The organism is Bradyrhizobium sp. USDA 4369 (genome assembly GCF_054056435.1).
In genome coordinates, this window is the sequence record NZ_JBSRYH010000001.1 from 4758424 (window position 1) to 4775076 (window position 16653).

General features: G+C 64.6%; 26 protein-coding genes. 20 read left to right on the top strand and 6 right to left on the bottom strand.

Annotated features, from left to right (window positions below):
* Genes ACVIJ6_RS21440 through ACVIJ6_RS21475 form a run of 8 tightly spaced genes read left to right on the top strand, consistent with a single transcriptional unit; the run spans position 1 to position 3457 of the window.
* Complete coding sequence (locus ACVIJ6_RS21440; RefSeq protein ID WP_456774315.1) at positions 1-357, top strand: DUF3024 domain-containing protein; 357 nt, start codon at positions 1-3, stop codon at positions 355-357.
* A gap of 15 nt (positions 358-372) precedes the next feature.
* On the top strand, positions 373-633 hold the full coding sequence (locus ACVIJ6_RS21445) for a hypothetical protein (protein ID WP_456774316.1): 261 nt from the start codon (positions 373-375) through the stop codon (positions 631-633).
* Between the two features lie 2 nt (positions 634-635).
* On the top strand, positions 636-1850 hold the full coding sequence (locus tag ACVIJ6_RS21450) for a DegT/DnrJ/EryC1/StrS family aminotransferase (protein WP_456774317.1): 1215 nt from the start codon (positions 636-638) through the stop codon (positions 1848-1850).
* A 36-nt stretch (positions 1851-1886) separates the two neighbouring features.
* The gene (locus ACVIJ6_RS21455; protein WP_315752853.1) at positions 1887-2195 is read left to right on the top strand and encodes a 2Fe-2S iron-sulfur cluster-binding protein; all 309 of its coding nucleotides are present in this window, start codon (positions 1887-1889) and stop codon (positions 2193-2195) included.
* A gap of 12 nt (positions 2196-2207) precedes the next feature.
* Entirely contained in the window at positions 2208-2420 is a 213-nt protein-coding gene (locus ACVIJ6_RS21460; RefSeq protein ID WP_012045792.1) for a hypothetical protein, read from the top strand.
* A 38-nt stretch (positions 2421-2458) separates the two neighbouring features.
* Positions 2459-2773, top strand: a complete 315-nt coding sequence (locus ACVIJ6_RS21465; protein WP_456774318.1) for a DUF6156 family protein — start codon at positions 2459-2461, stop codon at positions 2771-2773.
* Between the two features lie 10 nt (positions 2774-2783).
* The gene (locus ACVIJ6_RS21470) at positions 2784-2951 is read left to right on the top strand and encodes a hypothetical protein (protein WP_012045790.1); all 168 of its coding nucleotides are present in this window, start codon (positions 2784-2786) and stop codon (positions 2949-2951) included.
* A gap of 32 nt (positions 2952-2983) precedes the next feature.
* Positions 2984-3457 carry a group II truncated hemoglobin gene (locus ACVIJ6_RS21475; RefSeq protein WP_456774319.1) on the top strand — a complete coding sequence of 158 codons (474 nt, stop codon included), beginning with the start codon at positions 2984-2986 and terminating at the stop codon, positions 3455-3457.
* Between the two features lie 269 nt (positions 3458-3726).
* Here ACVIJ6_RS21475 and ACVIJ6_RS21480 read toward each other — a convergent pair whose 3' ends face one another.
* The 4 genes from ACVIJ6_RS21480 to ACVIJ6_RS21495 all read right to left on the bottom strand — a co-directional run bounded on the left by ACVIJ6_RS21480 (position 3727) and on the right by ACVIJ6_RS21495 (position 5704).
* Positions 3727-3969 carry a hypothetical protein gene (locus ACVIJ6_RS21480; protein ID WP_456774320.1) on the bottom strand — a complete coding sequence of 81 codons (243 nt, stop codon included), beginning with the start codon at positions 3967-3969 and terminating at the stop codon, positions 3727-3729.
* Positions 3970-3980: 11 nt separating this feature from the next.
* Positions 3981-4736: a dienelactone hydrolase family protein gene (locus ACVIJ6_RS21485; RefSeq protein WP_456774321.1), complete on the bottom strand. Its 756-nt coding sequence runs from the start codon at positions 4734-4736 to the stop codon at positions 3981-3983.
* A 35-nt stretch (positions 4737-4771) separates the two neighbouring features.
* The gene (locus tag ACVIJ6_RS21490) at positions 4772-5134 is read right to left on the bottom strand and encodes an iron-sulfur cluster assembly protein (protein WP_456777046.1); all 363 of its coding nucleotides are present in this window, start codon (positions 5132-5134) and stop codon (positions 4772-4774) included.
* 78 nt (positions 5135-5212) lie between these two features.
* Entirely contained in the window at positions 5213-5704 is a 492-nt protein-coding gene (locus ACVIJ6_RS21495) for a tetratricopeptide repeat protein (RefSeq protein WP_456774322.1), read from the bottom strand.
* A 277-nt stretch (positions 5705-5981) separates the two neighbouring features.
* On the opposite strand from ACVIJ6_RS21495, the gene ACVIJ6_RS21500 reads away from it, so the two are divergent.
* The 3 genes from ACVIJ6_RS21500 to ACVIJ6_RS21510 are packed head-to-tail and all read left to right on the top strand — an operon-like array spanning position 5982 to position 6953.
* Positions 5982-6215, top strand: coding sequence for a BolA/IbaG family iron-sulfur metabolism protein (locus ACVIJ6_RS21500; protein WP_456774323.1), 234 nt, complete (start codon positions 5982-5984; stop codon positions 6213-6215).
* Positions 6216-6264: 49 nt separating this feature from the next.
* Positions 6265-6594 (top strand): Grx4 family monothiol glutaredoxin, encoded by a 330-nt coding sequence (gene grxD / locus ACVIJ6_RS21505; protein WP_456774324.1) that lies wholly within the window; start codon positions 6265-6267, stop codon positions 6592-6594.
* Positions 6591-6953: a (2Fe-2S) ferredoxin domain-containing protein gene (locus ACVIJ6_RS21510; RefSeq protein ID WP_456774325.1), complete on the top strand. Its 363-nt coding sequence runs from the start codon at positions 6591-6593 to the stop codon at positions 6951-6953. The genes grxD and ACVIJ6_RS21510 overlap by 4 nt, the downstream gene beginning before the upstream one ends.
* A gap of 18 nt (positions 6954-6971) precedes the next feature.
* On the opposite strand, the gene ACVIJ6_RS21515 is transcribed toward ACVIJ6_RS21510, so the two are convergent.
* Both ACVIJ6_RS21515 and ACVIJ6_RS21520 read right to left on the bottom strand, forming a co-directional pair.
* A complete protein-coding gene (locus ACVIJ6_RS21515; protein ID WP_456774326.1) occupies positions 6972-7391 on the bottom strand; it encodes an ArsC/Spx/MgsR family protein in 420 nt (139 codons plus the stop codon).
* A gap of 1 nt (position 7392) precedes the next feature.
* Positions 7393-7824, bottom strand: coding sequence for a response regulator transcription factor (locus ACVIJ6_RS21520; RefSeq protein ID WP_456774327.1), 432 nt, complete (start codon positions 7822-7824; stop codon positions 7393-7395).
* 420 nt (positions 7825-8244) lie between these two features.
* Between ACVIJ6_RS21520 and nifH the strand changes: the two genes are divergently transcribed.
* From nifH to ACVIJ6_RS21565, 9 genes are all read left to right on the top strand, one after another.
* Entirely contained in the window at positions 8245-9132 is an 888-nt protein-coding gene (gene nifH, locus ACVIJ6_RS21525; protein ID WP_012045780.1) for a nitrogenase iron protein, read from the top strand.
* A gap of 82 nt (positions 9133-9214) precedes the next feature.
* On the top strand, positions 9215-9949 hold the full coding sequence (locus ACVIJ6_RS21530) for a nitrogen fixation protein NifQ (RefSeq protein ID WP_456774328.1): 735 nt from the start codon (positions 9215-9217) through the stop codon (positions 9947-9949).
* 17 nt (positions 9950-9966) lie between these two features.
* A complete protein-coding gene (gene irr / locus ACVIJ6_RS21535) occupies positions 9967-10461 on the top strand; it encodes a Fur family transcriptional regulator Irr (RefSeq protein WP_456774329.1) in 495 nt (164 codons plus the stop codon).
* A gap of 315 nt (positions 10462-10776) precedes the next feature.
* Positions 10777-11916: a homocitrate synthase gene (nifV, locus tag ACVIJ6_RS21540; protein WP_456774330.1), complete on the top strand. Its 1140-nt coding sequence runs from the start codon at positions 10777-10779 to the stop codon at positions 11914-11916.
* Between the two features lie 2 nt (positions 11917-11918).
* Complete coding sequence (gene cysE / locus ACVIJ6_RS21545) at positions 11919-12710, top strand: serine O-acetyltransferase (protein WP_456774331.1); 792 nt, start codon at positions 11919-11921, stop codon at positions 12708-12710.
* Entirely contained in the window at positions 12707-13045 is a 339-nt protein-coding gene (nifW, locus tag ACVIJ6_RS21550) for a nitrogenase stabilizing/protective protein NifW (RefSeq protein WP_456774332.1), read from the top strand. Before cysE ends, nifW begins: the two co-directional genes overlap by 4 nt.
* A gap of 260 nt (positions 13046-13305) precedes the next feature.
* On the top strand, positions 13306-14151 hold the full coding sequence (locus ACVIJ6_RS21555; RefSeq protein WP_012045773.1) for an electron transfer flavoprotein subunit beta/FixA family protein: 846 nt from the start codon (positions 13306-13308) through the stop codon (positions 14149-14151).
* 52 nt (positions 14152-14203) lie between these two features.
* Positions 14204-15310, top strand: coding sequence for an electron transfer flavoprotein subunit alpha/FixB family protein (locus tag ACVIJ6_RS21560; RefSeq protein WP_456774333.1), 1107 nt, complete (start codon positions 14204-14206; stop codon positions 15308-15310).
* A gap of 19 nt (positions 15311-15329) precedes the next feature.
* Positions 15330-16637: an FAD-binding protein gene (locus tag ACVIJ6_RS21565; protein ID WP_456774334.1), complete on the top strand. Its 1308-nt coding sequence runs from the start codon at positions 15330-15332 to the stop codon at positions 16635-16637.
* Positions 16638-16653: the final 16 nt, after the last annotated feature.

Sequence of the window (16653 nt, forward strand, 5' to 3'; positions counted from 1 at the left end):
ATGGCCGCAACCGCGCGTCAGCTCAGTCTCGTCCTGCCTGCGCATCCGAACGAACTGGATCGCAAGCGGATCGAGCGCGCGCTGAAGTCGCGCAAGCGCTATCGTTATGTCGAGCCGACGGTGTCGCCGGTCGATGATGGTTATCACGTCCAGAGTCCGTGCTGCTCGCGCAACATCGACAAGGAAGGCGGGGTGATCGACGTGGCGCTGCTGCGTCACGACCCCGCGAATGCAATGTGGAAGCTGTTCTGGAGAGACCACGCGCAGGGGATCTGGGAGCTGCACAGCGTGCATCAGCGGTTGACCGCGGCGGTTGACGAGCTGAATGCCGATCCCGAGCGGATCTTTTGGCAGTAGAGGAGGACGGGCGACATGGCATTGGTCGAGCAGGAACTGAATGAGATCGCGCAGGTCCTCGAGCGACCCGACGCCGGCAGCATGGCGTTCGGCGAGCTGCGCCGCCGCTTCCCGAAGCTGGCCTTGACGCGCTGTGACGCCTCCGACGTGACCGAACAGCCGTTCCGCAGCTATGCGGCCTTCGACCTGCATCTGCTCGACGCCAGCGACCATTGCGCCCTGGTGACCGACGATCCGGCGAAGGCCACCGGTCTGATCCTGGCGAAGCGGAGCTGAGCATGACCAAGCCTTATCTGGTGCACGACGCCGATCGACAGGAGCAGGACGAAGCCGATCTCACCCCGGTCGACTCCGGTTTCATTCCGCTGTCCGATCCCGACATCACGACCGCGGAGATCGCCGCCGTCGACGCGGCCTTGCGCTCGCCGCGGCTGTCCTGCGGTCCGCTGGTCGAGGAGTTCGAGGCGGCGTTCGCCGCCTATCTCGGGCGCAAATATGCCATCGCCGTTCCGAGCGGGACCCTGGGCCTGCTGCTCGTTCTGAAGGCGCTGGGGATCGGGCCCGGGGACGAGGTGATCGCATCGTCCTATTCGTTCCGCGAGATCGCGCATGCGATCAGCATCGTCGGCGCCAAGCCGGTGTTTGCCGATATCGACTACTATTCGGGAACGCTGGCGCCAAGCAAAGTTGCGGCGCGCATCACCGGGAAGACGAAGGCGATCCTGGCCGGCAACACCAACGGCCACCCGGCCAAATGGTCGGAGCTGCAGGCGATCGCAAAGGCTCACAATCTGCCTGTCATCGAGGATTCGACCGAGGCGATCGGCTCGAAATATCAGGGCGCGCTGGTCGGCACCTTCGGGGCCACCTCGGTGTTCGACTTCTCGCAGCCATTCGCGCTGACCTGCGGCGAGGGCGGCATGATCGTCACCGACGATGTCGACATCGCGGTCGCGGTGCGCCGTCACCGTCTGCATCGGCTCGATGAGCGCGCGTCGGTGGTCGTCAGCAGCACCCCGTCGCATAACGCGATCATCAGCGACGTCACGGCGGCGCTCGGGTTGGCGCAGCTCAAGCGGATCGACGAGATCCTGGAGCGCCGCCGGTTGGTCGAGCAGATCTATTACAGCCAGGTTCAATCGTTCGAGGGCATCAAGGATCCCTATGTCGGCCCTGACGTCACCGAGGTGAACTGGTTCCTGTACCAGGTTCATCTCGGCACGCGGTTCTCGAAGTCGAGCCGCGATTCCATCGTCGAGGATCTCAGGGTCGAGCAGGTCGAGGCGGTCGCCTATTCGAATCCGCTGCATTTGCAGCGGCACTATTTCGACATGGGTTACCGCCGCGGCGACTATCTCGTCACCGAGAAGGTCGCCGATCGCGTGGTCGCCCTGCCGTTCCACGTCCATCTGACCACGGACCAGATCGCCTTCATCGTCGCGACCATGAAGGACGCCTCGGTCAATGTCGGAGCGGGCGCGGCGATCTACTGACGAGTTCTGATCTCAAACTGCAAAAGGAGAATCCAAGTGGCGACATTGACGGTAATGCCTTCGGGCAAGACGATCGAGGTGGGCGAGGGCACCACCATTCTGGCGGCGCTGCTCGGCGCTGAGGTCGAGATCCCGCACAAATGCGAGGGCCAGGCCAAGTGCGGCTCCTGCCACATCTTCCTGCAGGAAGGACGCAAGGGCGTGTCGAAGGTCACCAAGCTGGAGAACGAGAAGCTCGACACCATCGTCGGCGTCGGCTCGAAATCCCGCTTGGCGTGTCAGGCGACCATCCTTGGCACCGAGAACGTCAAGATTGAGCTTCTGGGCTTCGGCTCGGGTCTGTAACAGGAGAGACCGATGGAGAATATCACGCTTCATGTTCGCTTTGCGCCGGACGGGACCGTTGCCGAGATCAGCGAGCGGCCGGCCGCGCTGACGCCGCAGCAATGGTTCAACAAATTGAGCGAGGCGATCGGCATGAAGGCTTATCAAACCTTCGCCGGTGGCCGCGGCATGTTCAAGGTCGCACGCGACCAGGTCGAAGCCTTGAAGGCCGCGGCCGTCGCGTGACGGTAGAATCGGTGCATCAGGCCTCAGGCGGCAGCGCGATGTCGGATACAGGACAGGACTGCAGGTTCTTCGTCTCGTATACGGGCGTCAAGCTGCCGCTGCGGCTGGTGACCGCGATCGCACCGGAGCAGCTGTCCAACCGCAATACCTTCATCCGGGGCTATTTCGATGCCGCGGGCGCGCTGACCGGATTTGAGAAGGTGGTCTATGGCGAGATCGAGCTGACGCATCGCTACAGCTATCACGCCAACGGCGTGTTGAGCCGTGCCGAAATCGTCATGCAGGATGAAGATCCGGTGACCCTGAATTTCGATGAGGCCGGCGCACCCGTCGCCGGGCAGGATGCTGCGTGAAGGAGGAACCGTGACCGTCGCCAAGCTGATCGAGGCTCTTGCCAGTATGCCCAGGGACGCTATCGTGCTGATGGACAGCGGCGCCGGATTGTCGCGGGTGGATGCGCTGGAGCTCGTGGACGAGCAGGGGCCGGGTGCACCGGCGGAGGTCATCCTGCAGCCGAGCTTGGACGAATAGAAGCTTGGACGAATAGAGACGGGAATTGCCGCATGGCGGACGCTGGGACTTCAGAGGCTGGGACTTCAGAGACCGGAGCTTCGGCCGCAGGGCCGGTCGTCACGCCCTATGAGCGGATCGGCGGCGCCGTGGTGGTCGATCGCCTGGTCGAGTCGTTCTACCAACGGATGGATACGCTGCCGGCGGCCAAGCACATCCGCGACATGCACGGCACCCATCTGGGGCCGATCAAGGTGATCCTGAAGCGCTATCTCTCGGAATGGCTCGGCGGCCCAAAACTCTATTCGCCGGAGAAGGGCCATCCGCGGCTGCGACAGCGCCACCTGGGCTTTCCCATCGGCAATGCCGAACGCGACGCCTGGCTGCTGTGCATGCGCGGCGCGCTGGAGGAAACCGTCGCGGATGTCCAGGCGCGACAGGATGTCGACGCCGCCATGACCAAGCTCGCCGACTGGATGCGCAACCAGGCCGGCAATCCGCACGACGCCCGCGCGGCGCGGCCGTGAGCCAGCCGCAGCGTCATTGCGAGGAGCCGAAGGCGACGAAGCAATCCAGAGTCGCCGCGTCGCCCTGGATTGCTTCGCTGCGCTCGCAATGACGGAGGGGGTGTCGTGGAGGGTGGGTAAAGCGAAGCGTGCCCACTGGCGGTCTCGCCTGCAACGTGGATCGGAGTGATGGGCACGGCGAGCTTCCGGCGGTGCAGCTCAAGACCGTCGGTGGCGCCTTTGCCCACCTACGCATCAACGCCCAACCGACGCGTCAACCAACTCGAACACTAATACAACGGCACGCCGAAGAAGGTCTCGTCGTCGCCGCCCCAGGCGCGGTGCAGGGCCAACGCGTTCTGCCATTGTATTCTCTCGGCGTCGCTGGCGTTGCGATGGGTGATCTTGCCGTCCGGCCGTTCGGCCAGTAGATAAATCCTGCCGTTGCGAATGAAGCGGTTGAGGTCCTTGGTGTCGTTGGGCCGCACCACGCAGCGTGGCTGCTCGTCGATCAGAATGGTGGTTGGCAGCATCTGCGGCGCTCTCACTCCATCGGTGGTCCCATGTCGTCGTCGGCCTTCTTCTTCTTTTTCTTGTCGACCTTGGCGAGCGCATAGGCGCCAGCGTTCTTCAGCGCGATCGGCGGCTGGCCGATGACATATTGCGAGATCCAGGCGAGCGTTCGATGCTGGGCAAGTGTCGCCGCGGCTTCGTCGTAAGCGTCGCCGTCGCCATCGAAGTCGTGCGCGGCATTGGGATAGGAGAAAGCGCTGACCTCGGGATGATGGGCGCGGAACATGCTGACCGCGGGGAACGGCACGACCGCATCGGCTTCGCCGAAGTGCAGCAGCGTCGGCACCTTGCGTTTGGCCCAGGCTGCCTCGACCACGCCGGTCGCGTAGTAGCTGACGGCGCAGGCTAGCCCGGACACGCGGTTCGCGGCGTCATAGGCAAGCCCGCCGCCGGCGCCGTAGCCGATGACGGCAACCTTGCCGCAGTCCTTGACGCTGTCCACCGTCGACTGGATCTCGGCGAGCAGCCGCGCAGCCGGATCCGGCACGGCCGCCGAGGATTCGCTGTCGGGAACAGGCTCGGCCATGGCCGGTGACAGTTCCGGCGTGATCACGACATATCCGCTGGCCGTGAAGGCATCGGCGACCTTGCGGAGCCGGCCCGGCCCTTCATTGTTGTCGGACAGCACGACGATCGCGCCTTTCGGAGTCTCGGCCGGGTCGGCGCGAAACGCCTGAAACGTATGGCCGTCGCCGGCGGTGAGCTTGATGGTGCTCTCTGTGGGCATAAGATGCTCCTGCTTCTGACTGCGCGCCCGGCGCGTTACAGCAAACCCAGCTCCAAGGCGGTCTCTTCCGACATCCGCGACTTGTCCCAGGGCGGCTCGAACACCAGCGTGACCTTCACCGACGCGACACCGTCGACAGCCTGCACGGCGTCTTCCACCATGCGGACGATCTCGCTCGCGACCGGGCAGCCAGGCGCCGTCAACGTCATGTCGATCTCGACCGCGCCGCCACCCTCATGCGCGATCCGATAGACCAGCCCGAGGTCGTAGACATTGACCGGAATCTCCGGGTCATAGACGGTCCGCAAGGCGGCGATGACGCTCTCGGCGGCATCCTGGGAGCCCGTTGCGACGGCGGTCGGAGCTGGGGAGGGAGGGGGCGCGGCGTGCATGCTCATCATCCGTGGGGTCCTCTCATGGTCCTGTTTCGCACCGGGGAATGCTGGTTCAAATTGATGTCCATATTGGGCTGGCCCTCACTCCGACCCGAGGCCGTCGGCGAGCGCTGCGACGACAGGCCATCCGACCGCGCCGGATGGATCGAGCCGGCGCAGCGCTGCGAGCATCTCGGCCGCGCTGTCGGAATCGTTCTTGCGTAGATGAATGAAGGCCAGCGCCTTCAGCGTGTAGAGCGCGAAGCGGCCGGCACCGTCTGGCAGCGGATCGAACGGCACCCAGCATCGCCAATCCGCGGGCCAGCCGGCCTGGCGCGCGGCCTCTGCGAGGCCGAGCTCGGCCACTGCCTTGGCCTCGTCGAGATGGCCCTGATAGGTCTGAATCTTATAGAGACAGAAATAGGTCGGTAGCTCGTGAGGAGCGGCGGCCAGCGCCTGGCGAAACAGCCGGTCCGCCCGCGCGTGGTCGCATCGGTACGCCGCCACGCCCTGCTGCAACAGCGCGTCGATCTCCTCGGGAAGATCGCCGAAGTTGATCGTCTCGGGTTCGCTGACGAGTTCGAGCATTTGCATTGACCTCGATCAAATCATTGCAAGACGCGGACCGTTTGGGCGGCCGGGGCTATTGGCGCTTCTCCGAGCGTGACGCGGGCCGTGAGGGCCGACCGATGTTGCGTTTTCAACGCGGCCGTTGCCTCGCATTGTCATTGATGTCGCAAAGGCGACGTGTCGCAGCAGTGGTTTGGCGCCGACGGGCCGTCGAACGACGACGAGCCGGAGATTGCGGCCGGACAAAGCGCTGGTTCAGAGCTTGCATGATGCCTCCATCAATCGAGCGGGAGTGACGGCGATGGCGATGGCAGCAACTGATATCGAGCGTCTGATCAAGGAGGCGTTCCCGGATGCGGTCGTCGTGATCGAGGATCTGGCCGGGGACGGCGACCATTATTCGGCGCGCGTCATCTCACAAGCTTTCGCCGGGAAGAGCCGGGTGCAGCAGCATCAGATGGTCTATTCGGCCCTCAAGGGCCAGATGGGCGGCGTTCTGCACGCGCTGGCGCTCGAGACATCATTGCCGAAATGAGCGGGCTCACCGAGCTGATCGGTCGCATCCACGAGAAAGGATCAAGTCAATGTCGACATCCGAACGCATTCAGAAGCTGATAGACAGCAATGATATCGTTCTCTTCATGAAGGGCGTGCCGGCGGCGCCGCAATGTGGCTTCTCCGCCGCGGTGGCGCAGATCCTGGCCAAGCTCGACGTCGCTTACGAAAGCGTCAACGTGCTGGCCGATCCCTTCATCCGCGAGGGCATCAAGGAATTCTCCAACTGGCCGACCATTCCGCAGCTTTACGTGAAGGGCGAATTCGTCGGCGGCTGCGACATCGTGCGCGAAATGTTCCAGGCCGGCGAGCTCGCGACCCTGCTGGCGGACAAGGGCATCAAGGCCGCCGCATCATGAGCGAGACCGATGTTGCCGAGGCGGATGACGCTTTCGAAATTCCGCAGCTCTACAAATATCACGCCTTCGTCTGCCTCACCCAGCGTCCGCCGGGACATCCGCGCGGCAGCTGCGGCGCGCTCGGCGTGCCGCCATTGTGGGACCGGCTCACCAAGACCATCGAGGCGCAGCGGCTGACGGATATCGGTGTCACCGCCGCCGGCTGCTTCGGCTTCTGCAGCGCCGGCCCGATGATGGTGGTCTATCCCGACGGCATCTGGTATCGGCCGACCAAGCCGGAGGATATCGACGAGATCGTCGAGTCCCACTTCAAGCAGGGCAAGCGCGTCGACCGTCTGGTGATGGTCTTGAAGCGCTGAAGTCTCAGCCGGAGCCGCTCAGCGCGGCTCCGGACAGGGTGTCGCCGCGTCGGGGCGCGTACAGCCCTGGACATCGTCCAGATCCTTGTCCCGCTGCAGCAGCGACAGCACCGGCTCGCGGTCGAAGCCGGCGCAGAATTGGCCGTCGGCCTCGATCAGCGGACGCCGGATCAGCAGCGGATCTTCCAGCATCAGATCGATCGCCGCGACGGCCTCGATACCCTCCGGCTCGATCTCGCCGGATTTGACGCGCGGCGAGGCCGGGTTGAACCACGACCAGACCGGCGTGCGAGCGAAATAGGCGCGCAACCGCTCGCCGGTCCAAGGTTCGGTCAGGAGGTTTCTCGCGACGACCTCGTGACCGGCGCGCGCCAGCATCAGCTTCTGCCGGGCATTGGTGCCGCAGCCCGGCTTCTCGTAGAACACCACGGTCGTCATGTCAGAGGCCGCCGATCTGCACCAGCTGGGCGCCGCCGGCGCGGCCGAGAATGGTGTCGACCTTCTTGCGCACCGACTCGATCGTGAGCGGCTTGACCACCGCGCCATGCGCGCCGGCCTTCAGCCCCTCGATGGCGATCGCCTCGTCGGCCTTGGCGGTCACGATCAGGATCCGCACGCCCTTGAACCTGGCGGCGATCTCGCGCACCAGCTCGGGCCCCCGCTGCTTCAGGAAGGAGACGCCGAGCAGCACCACGTTCGGCGTCAGCCAGTCGACTCCCTTCTCATAGGCTTCCTCGGGGGTCGCCAGCTCATGGGTCTCGATTTCGTCGTGCAGCATGAACTGCAGGGCGGCGCGCGTGATCTCATCGTCATCGATCACGAACACGCGTCTCTGGTCCACTGCTTTTGCCGTTTCAACTCCGATCTGCATTGCATCCTCCTCAACGATCTCAGCGCGTCTGCCGCAAGGCTGCGATGGCGGACCTAGCAAATCTCGTTCCGGGCCCTGGCGCGTTGCAAAGCCGCCGCCGATGTGTCGTTTCGGACAGCGCGAGGCTGAACCGGATCTTGCGAAGCGTTCCGATGTCGGGTTTGCAACAACTCGCATCGATCGGCGGACTGCTCTTCATCTCCTTATAAACACGGTTGTTTTGGCTCGCGGCAGGCACTGGCACAGCCGTTGCAAAACTCTGGTCAGGCAATGGTTGAGGGCTGAGTGCACGCCGACGCTTCGGACGAGCGATGCTCTCCTTCCCGATAACCCGTCTGCCGGTTCGGACACATGAGAGGACGCGGTCACGCCCTGCGGATGAGCGGGCGCGACATTGGCAATCGGTTGATGGAGAGCAGAATGGCATCGCTGCGACAAATCGCATTCTACGGCAAAGGCGGCATCGGCAAATCGACGACGTCGCAAAACACCCTGGCCGCGCTGGCCGAGATGGGTCATCGGATCCTGATCGTCGGCTGCGACCCCAAGGCGGATTCGACCCGCCTGATCCTGCACGCCAAGGCGCAGGACACCATCCTCAGCCTGGCCGCTGCCGCGGGCAGCGTCGAGGACCTGGAGATCGAAGAGGTCATGAAGGTCGGCTATCGCGACATCCGTTGCGTCGAGTCCGGCGGTCCGGAGCCGGGCGTCGGCTGCGCTGGCCGTGGCGTCATCACCTCGATCAACTTCCTGGAAGAGAACGGCGCCTATGAGGACATCGACTACGTGTCCTACGACGTGCTCGGCGACGTGGTCTGCGGCGGCTTCGCGATGCCGATCCGCGAGAACAAGGCGCAGGAGATCTACATCGTGATGTCCGGCGAGATGATGGCGATGTATGCCGCCAACAACATCTCCAAGGGCATTCTGAAATATGCCAATTCCGGCGGCGTGCGCCTCGGCGGCCTGGTCTGCAATGAGCGCCAGACCGACAAGGAGCTCGAGCTGGCTGAAGCGCTCGCCAAGAAGCTCGGAACCCAGCTGATCTACTTCGTGCCGCGCGACAACATCGTGCAGCACGCCGAGCTGCGCCGCATGACGGTTCTGGAATATGCGCCGGAGTCGGTTCAGGCCAACCACTACCGCAACCTGGCGACAAAGATCCACGGCAACGCCGGCAAGGGCATCATCCCGACCCCGATCACGATGGACGAGCTCGAGGACATGCTGATGGAGCACGGCATCATGAAGGCGGTGGACGAGAGCCAGATCGGAAAGACTGCCGCCGAACTCGCCGCAACGGCTTAAGCAGTCTTGGTACCGGCCTTCCTCCCGTCGGAAGGCCGGTATCTCTTCGCAAGTCCCGTCGCACGCCGCAGGGGATCACGTTATGACCATCGCCATCGTGGACGTCTCGCGCTCGGTTTCTGCCCTGCCGTCGTCGCCGGATGATGGCGGCCTCGGATGCAGCGGTCAGCATCACGGTCGCCAGATCTACCACTTGCTGACAGGTGTCGATCCCGATGACGCCCGCATCGACGACGATGCCGGCTTCGACCGTCACGTGATCGCGTCCATCCTCGCCGTCGCTGCGATGGAGCACGGCACGCTGGCGGAACGGGCAGGGCTGTCCACGATCGAGCTGATCACGCTGCTGGCGCAGCTGTTTCCCGCGGCATCGATCGATTCCTCCTGGCTGCCGATCAACGGCGCCGCCGCCGCGCCTGACGACGACGAGATCACGATGGTGCGCGATCTGCTCGCCGCCCAGCGTTCGACCCCAGGCGACATCAGCCGCTGGCTCGCGGCAATGGTCGCGCGGCGCGCGATGGAGCCGAACCACCTGTGGGAAGATCTCGGCCTGCGTGAGCGTTCCGAACTGTCGCGGCTGTTGATGCGTCATTTCGCGCCGCTGGCCAGCCGCAACACCCGAAACATGCGCTGGAAGCGCTTCTTCTACCGCATGCTGTGCGAGGACGACGGCTTCGTGATGTGCACGACGCCGGTCTGCACCCAGTGCAACGATTTCCAGCTCTGCTTCGGCGAGGAGAGCGGCGAGAGCCGGATGGCGGAGCGGCGCCGCGAGGTCGCGCTGCAGGAGGCGGCCGCAAGCGCGGCCATGTGAGTTCGAGGATTGCGACGATGTTGTTGGATGCCCAGCTTGGATCCCCGTGCAATGGTGACGGCGGCCTGTGCCCCGCGGCTGACACCTGCGAGGCGGGCGAGACGCTCATGCGCCGCTGCGCGGACGCGCTGCGCGAGGCCGGGCTCCGTCCAACCCACCAGCGCCAGCAATTGAGCCGCATCCTGTTCGGTAACGGTGACCGTCACATCACCGCGGACGCGCTCTATGCCGCCGCGGTGGCGAGCGGCATGAAGATCTCGCAGGCGACCATCTACAACACGCTCAATCAGTTCGTCGAGCTCGGATTGTTGCGGCAGATCGGGGTCGATGGATCGAAGTCGTTCTTCGATACCAACACGACCGTGCATCCGCATTTCTTCTATGAGGACGAGGGCGAGCTCGTCGACGTGCCCGAGCACGTCGTGTTCGATCAGCTGCCCGAGCCGCTGCCGGGCTACGCCATGGAGCGGATCGACGTCGTCATCCATCTGCGCCGCAAGCGCCACGCCTGACGCACCGGTCGGACGCGGCAGCTCCGATGCTGCGCGCACCGCCCGCCATCCCGACGTTGGATTTCCGACCCTGTTGCAAATCCGACAATCCGGGTCGTTAACGAAAAATGCCTCATATTCAATTGATTACGGCCAGGTCTGGCGGTGGCATGGCCGTTGCTGAGGAGCCTGTGGGCCGCGATCGAGCGTCACGCTTTTGGCGGCCGTCACAGGTTGCGACGGAGCAAGTGAATGCCTGACGTCTTCGGATCGCGCGGGCCCAGGAATGCCCAAGATGCCGGCTCTGCCCTCAGGGGCGGATCATCTTGCAGCCCGATGCCGCGGGTGATCCTGAACGACACCACGCTGCGCGACGGCGAGCAGGCGCCGGGTGTCGCCTTTGCTCTGGGAGAGAAGCTGGGCATCGCCCGCGCCCTGGCGCGTGCGGGCGTGCCGGAGATCGAGGCCGGGACGCCGGCCATGGGGGCGGACGAGATCGCCGCCATCCGCGCCATCGTCGAGGCCGGGCTGCCCGCGACGATCATCGGCTGGTGCCGGATGCGCGAGGCGGATGTCGATGCCGCGATCGCGGCCGGCGTCTCGATGGTGAATGTCTCCATTCCGACATCGGACGTGCAGATCGCAGCCAAGCTCGGTGGTGGCCGCAGTGCTGCGCTGGAGTTGCTCAAGCGCGTGGTCGGCTATGCCCGGAGCCGCGGACTGGATGTCGCGGTCGGCGGCGAGGACTCGTCGCGCGCGGATATCGGCTTCCTGGCCGAGGTCATCGCCGCGGCGAAATCGCTCGGCGCGCGGCGCTTCCGTGTCGCCGATACGCTGAGCGTGCTCGATCCCGACGCGACGTTTGCACTGGTCAATGCCCTGCGCGCGACTACGGATCTGGAGATCGAGTTTCACGGTCATGACGATCTCGGTCTTGCCACCGCCAACACGCTGGCCGCGGTCAAGGCCGGCGCGACGCATGCATCGGTCACCGTGATCGGTCTCGGCGAGCGGGCCGGGAACGCGCCGCTCGAGGAAGTCGCCGTCGCGCTGCGCCAGCTCTACCGGCGCGAGACGGGGATCGTGCTGGCCGAGCTCGATCATGTCGCCAATGTCGTCGCAGCCGCCGCGGCGCGCGCCATTCCGCTCAACAAGGCGATCGTCGGCGAGCACGTCTTTACGCACGAATCCGGCATCCATGTCGATGGCCTCCTGAAGGATCAGCGGACCTACCAGGCGCTCGATCCGGTGCTGTTCGGCCGCTCGAACCGAATCGTGATCGGCAAGCATTCCGGCCTGTCGGCGATCACCTCGCTGCTGTCGGATCTGCGTCTGCCGGCGAGCGCCGACCAGGCCCAGCGCATCCTGGCGCGCGTGCGCAAGCATGCGGTTGCCCACAAGGGGCCGGTGCCGAAGGAGGCCGTGGCCGCCATCTGGCGCGAAGTCTGCGATCACCCGCTAGCGAGCTTTGCCTGATCATGAGCGATATCGTCGACACGCCGATTGCCAAGCCCGTCGCAGCCGACACGCGCCCGCCGTCGCTGCTCCAATTGATCCGTGAGGACATCGGCTGCGTCCGCTCGCGCGATCCCGCGGCGCGCAGCGAGATCGAGACCTTGCTGACCTATCCCGGCATCCACGCGCTGATCTGGCATCGTCTCGCGCACCGGCTGTGGATCCATGGCTGGCGCTTCCCGGCGCGTCTGTTGTCCTGGCTCGGACGCTTCCTCTCCAATGTCGACATTCACCCGGGCGCAGAGATCGGCCGCCGCTTCTTCATCGACCACGGCGCCTGCGTCGTGATCGGCGAGACGGCGGAGGTCGGCGACGACGTCACGCTCTATCATGGGGTGACATTGGGCGGCACCTCGTGGTCGCCGGGCAAGCGGCATCCGACATTGGAGAACGGCGTCGTCGTCGGGGCCGGCGCCAAGATCCTCGGACCGATCACGATCGGACCGCGCACCCGCGTCGGCGCCAATTCCGTCGTCATCCAGAGCACGCCGCCGGATGTCACCGTGGTCGGCATCCCGGCCAAGGTGGTGCGTCCCGAGTTCACCCACCGCCGCACCGTCGGCCGCATCGATCTCGATCACCATCTGATGCCCGATCCGGTCGGCGAGGCGCTGTCGGTGATGCTGGACCGGATCGAATTCCTCGAGGCGCAGCTCGCGCATGTCCGGCAAAAGGTGCGCCAGGGGCCGCCGCCGCCGGCGCCGATCAATGGATGCGAGGTTGACCCGATTCTGACCCAAGGAGCAAAACGATGACCGCGGCAACACCGAACGTTCTCGACGAGCTGAAGAAGACCTCGGCAGCGGAAGAGTTCTTCAAGCTGCTGAACGTCGACTATGATCCCAAGGTGCTGAACGTCTGCCGGCTGCACATTCTCAGGCGGATGGGCCAGTATCTCGTCAGTGAGGACTTCTCGGACGTCTCCAACGAGGAGATTGCCTCGCGCTGCAAATCGTTCCTGGAGCAGGCCTATCAGGACTTCGTCGTCTCGTCGCCACTCGATCAGCGTGTCTTCAAGGTGCTCAAGGAAGCTGTCGCGCCGCCGAAGCCGGCGCCCAAGCCTTTCGTGTCGCTGACCACGCTCAAGTAACAGACGAACTCATCATGGCATCCAGAGGCGCCGCCAGTCCAACTGGCGGCGCCTCTGCTTTGACGGCAATCGACATGCTGTTCAGCTCCTGTCGCATTCCCGACGCGTGTTGCTTGCGACGTGTCGGACCTTAGCGCCAATTCTGAGCAACACCTCAGGCCTGTGCGCCAAGGTGTTGAATCTGGCTCGATATTCGCTGTGGCGAAAACTGGTACGACAATTGCTGTCCTTATCGCAGGCCCACATACCGGAGTGATCGCATGCATATCGTCGTCTGCATCAAGCAGGTCCCGGACTCCGCGCAGATCCGTGTTCATCCCGTGACGAACACCATCATGCGCCAGGGTGTGCCGACCATCATCAATCCCTACGACCTGTTTGCGCTCGAAGCGGCGCTGCAGCTGCGTGACAAGTTCGGCGGCGAAGTGACGGTGCTGACCATGGGACCGCCATCGGCCGAGGACTCGCTACGGCGGGCGCTGACCTACGGGGCCGATCGCGCGGTGCTGCTCACCGATCGCTTCTTCGCGGGTGCCGACACGCTGGCGACGACCTACGCGCTGGCGACCGCCATTCGCAAGATCAGCGAGACCTTCGGCGCGCCGGACATCGTTTTCACCGGCAAGCAGACCATCGACGGCGACACCGCCCAGGTCGGTCCAGGCATTGCCAAGCGGCTCGGCCTGCTGCAGCTGACCTATGTGGCGAAGATCAACGAGGTCGACCCGGTCGCGCGGACCATCGAGGCCGAGCGTCGTTCGGAAGGCGGCGTCCAGGTGCTCAAGACCAAGTTGCCATGCCTGGTGACGATGCTTGAGGCGACCAATGAGATCCGCCGCGGCGCCATGGCCGATGCGTTGCGCGCCGCGCGCGCGCAGATCGTGACCTGGAGCGCCAAGGACGCGGGGGTCGAGGACATTTCGAAGTGCGGCCTGAAGGGCTCGCCGACCATCGTGAAGCGCGTGTTCGCGCCGTCGGCACGGGCCGAGAAGGCGACCATCGTCGATTTCGCCAATCGACCGCCGGCGGAGGCGCTGATCGAAGAGCTGTTCAAGCGCCAGCCGAAGCTTGAGGCCGAGCTGATTTCGTCGGCGCACGGCTTCTGACTTCGCCATCTGACTTCGGTTTCCGACATCGAGCTTCAACGGGACGACGACCATGAGCGAACCCACCAAAGCACCGCCTGCCGCAGCCGGTCGCGCCGCGACCAAGAAGGAGCTGCCGGAGCATTTCAAAGCCTACAAGCACGTCTGGGTATTCATCGAGCAGGAGCGCGGACAGGTTCACCCCGTGTCCTGGGAACTGATGGGCGCCGGCCGCAAGCTCGCGGACAAGCTGAAGGTTGACCTTGCAGCCGTCGTGATCGGGCCGCCGGGCGAAGCCGTGCAGCACGCCGCGGCCGAGTCGTTCTGCTACGGCGCTGATCTCGCTTATATCGTTGCCGACGACGTCCTCACCGATTATCGCAACGAGGCCTACACCAAGGCGCTGACGGACACTGTCAACACCTTCAAGCCGGAGATCCTGCTGCTCGGCGCCACCACGCTCGGCCGCGACCTCGCAGGCTCGGTGGCGACCACGCTGCTCACGGGTCTGACCGCCGACTGCACCGAGCTGGACGTTGACGCCGACGGTTCGCTGGCGGCGACGCGGCCGACCTTCGGCGGGTCGCTGCTCTGCACGATCTATACGCTGAACTACCGGCCGCAGATGGCGACCGTGCGCCCGCGCGTGATGCCGATGCCGGAGCGTATCGAGAAGCCGGCCAGCCGCATCATCGAGCACAAGCTCGGTTTGGTCGAGGAGGATATCGTCACCAAGGTGCTGTCCTTCATTCCGGACCGCGACTCCGCCAAGTCCAATCTCGCTTATGCCGACATCGTCGTCGCTGGCGGCCTCGGGCTTGGTTCGCCGGAGAACTTCCAGCTCGTCAAGGGCCTTGCTTCCGTGCTTGGCGCCGAGTTCGGCTGTTCGCGGCCTTTGGTGCAGAAGGGCTGGGTCACGTCGGATCGCCAGATCGGCCAGACCGGAAAGACCATCCGACCCAAGCTCTACATCGCCGCCGGCATTTCCGGGGCGATCCAGCATCGCGTGGGTGTAGAGGGGGCCGACCTGATCGTCGCCATCAACACCGACAAGAACGCGCCGATCTTCGACTTCGCGCATATCGGCATCGTCACCGACGCGATCCGGCTGCTGCCGGCGCTCACCGAGGCATTCCGCGCACGACTGTCGCCGCATTCGCGCGACCGCATCGCAAGCTAGGCAGAGAGGGAGCAGGGCAATGATCGAGGAACGTTTCGACGCGATCGTCGTGGGCGCCGGCATGGCCGGCAATGCGGCTGCGCTGACCATGGCCCAGCGCGGCATGAAAGTGCTGCAGCTGGAGCGCGGCGAATATTCCGGCTCGAAGAACGTGCAGGGCGCGATCCTCTACGCCGACATGCTGGAGAAGCTGATCCCGGACTTCCGCGAGGAGGCGCCCTTGGAGCGGCATCTGGTCGAGCAGCGGTTCTGGATGCTCGACGACAAGTCGCATGTCGGCCTGCATTACAAGTCGGACGACTTCAACGAGGAGAAGCCGAACCGCTACACCATCATCCGGGCGCAGTTCGACAAATGGTTCTCGTCGAAGGTCAAGGAAGCGGGCGCGATCGTACTCTGCGAGACCACGGTGACCGAGCTGGCGCAGGACGCCTATGGCAAGGTTATCGGCGTCAAGACCGACCGGCGCGACGGCGAGATCCACGCCGATGTCGTCGTGCTGGCCGAGGGCGTCAACGGCCTGCTCGGCACCCGCGCGGGGCTGCGGGAGCGGCCGAAGCCGGAGAATGTTGCGCTGGCGGTCAAGGAGATGCACTTCCTGCCGCGCGAGACGATCGAGGCGCGCTTCAACCTCAAGGGTGACGAAGGCGCTGTCATCGAAGCGGCGGGCACGATCTCCCGCGGCATGACCGGCATGGGCTTCATCTACTCCAATAAGGAGTGCATCTCGCTCGGCATCGGCTGTCTCGTCTCCGACTTCCAGAAGACCGGCGAGACGCCCTACGGACTGCTCGAGAACTTCAAGAAGCACCCGTCGGTGGCGCCGCTGATCGAGGGCTCCGAGGTCAAGGAGTATTCGGCGCATCTGATCCCCGAGGGAGGCTACAACGCCATCCCGGAGCTGTGCGGCGATGGCTGGGTCGTGGTCGGCGATGCCGCCCAGCTCAACAACGCCATCCACCGCGAGGGCTCGAACCTCGCAATGACCTCGGGCCGCATCGCGGCCGAGGCGATCTTCCAGGTGAAGTCGCGCCGCGATCCGATGACTAAGCAAAACCTCGCGCTCTACAAGAAGATGCTCGAGGAGTCCTTCGTCATCAAGGATCTGAAGAAGTATAAGGACATGCCAGCGCTGCTGCACAACCAGTCGCAGAACTTCTTCCTGACCTATCCGCAGCTGGTCTCGAAGGCGATGCAGAACTTCGTGCGTGTCGACGGCACGCCGAAGAAGGAGAAGGAGAGCAGCACCCTGCGTTCGTTCGTGAGCGCGAGGTCCTGGACGGGCCTGTTCGGAGACGCGTTCCGCTTCGCGCGGGCGTGGCGCTGATAACTGAAGTGAACGA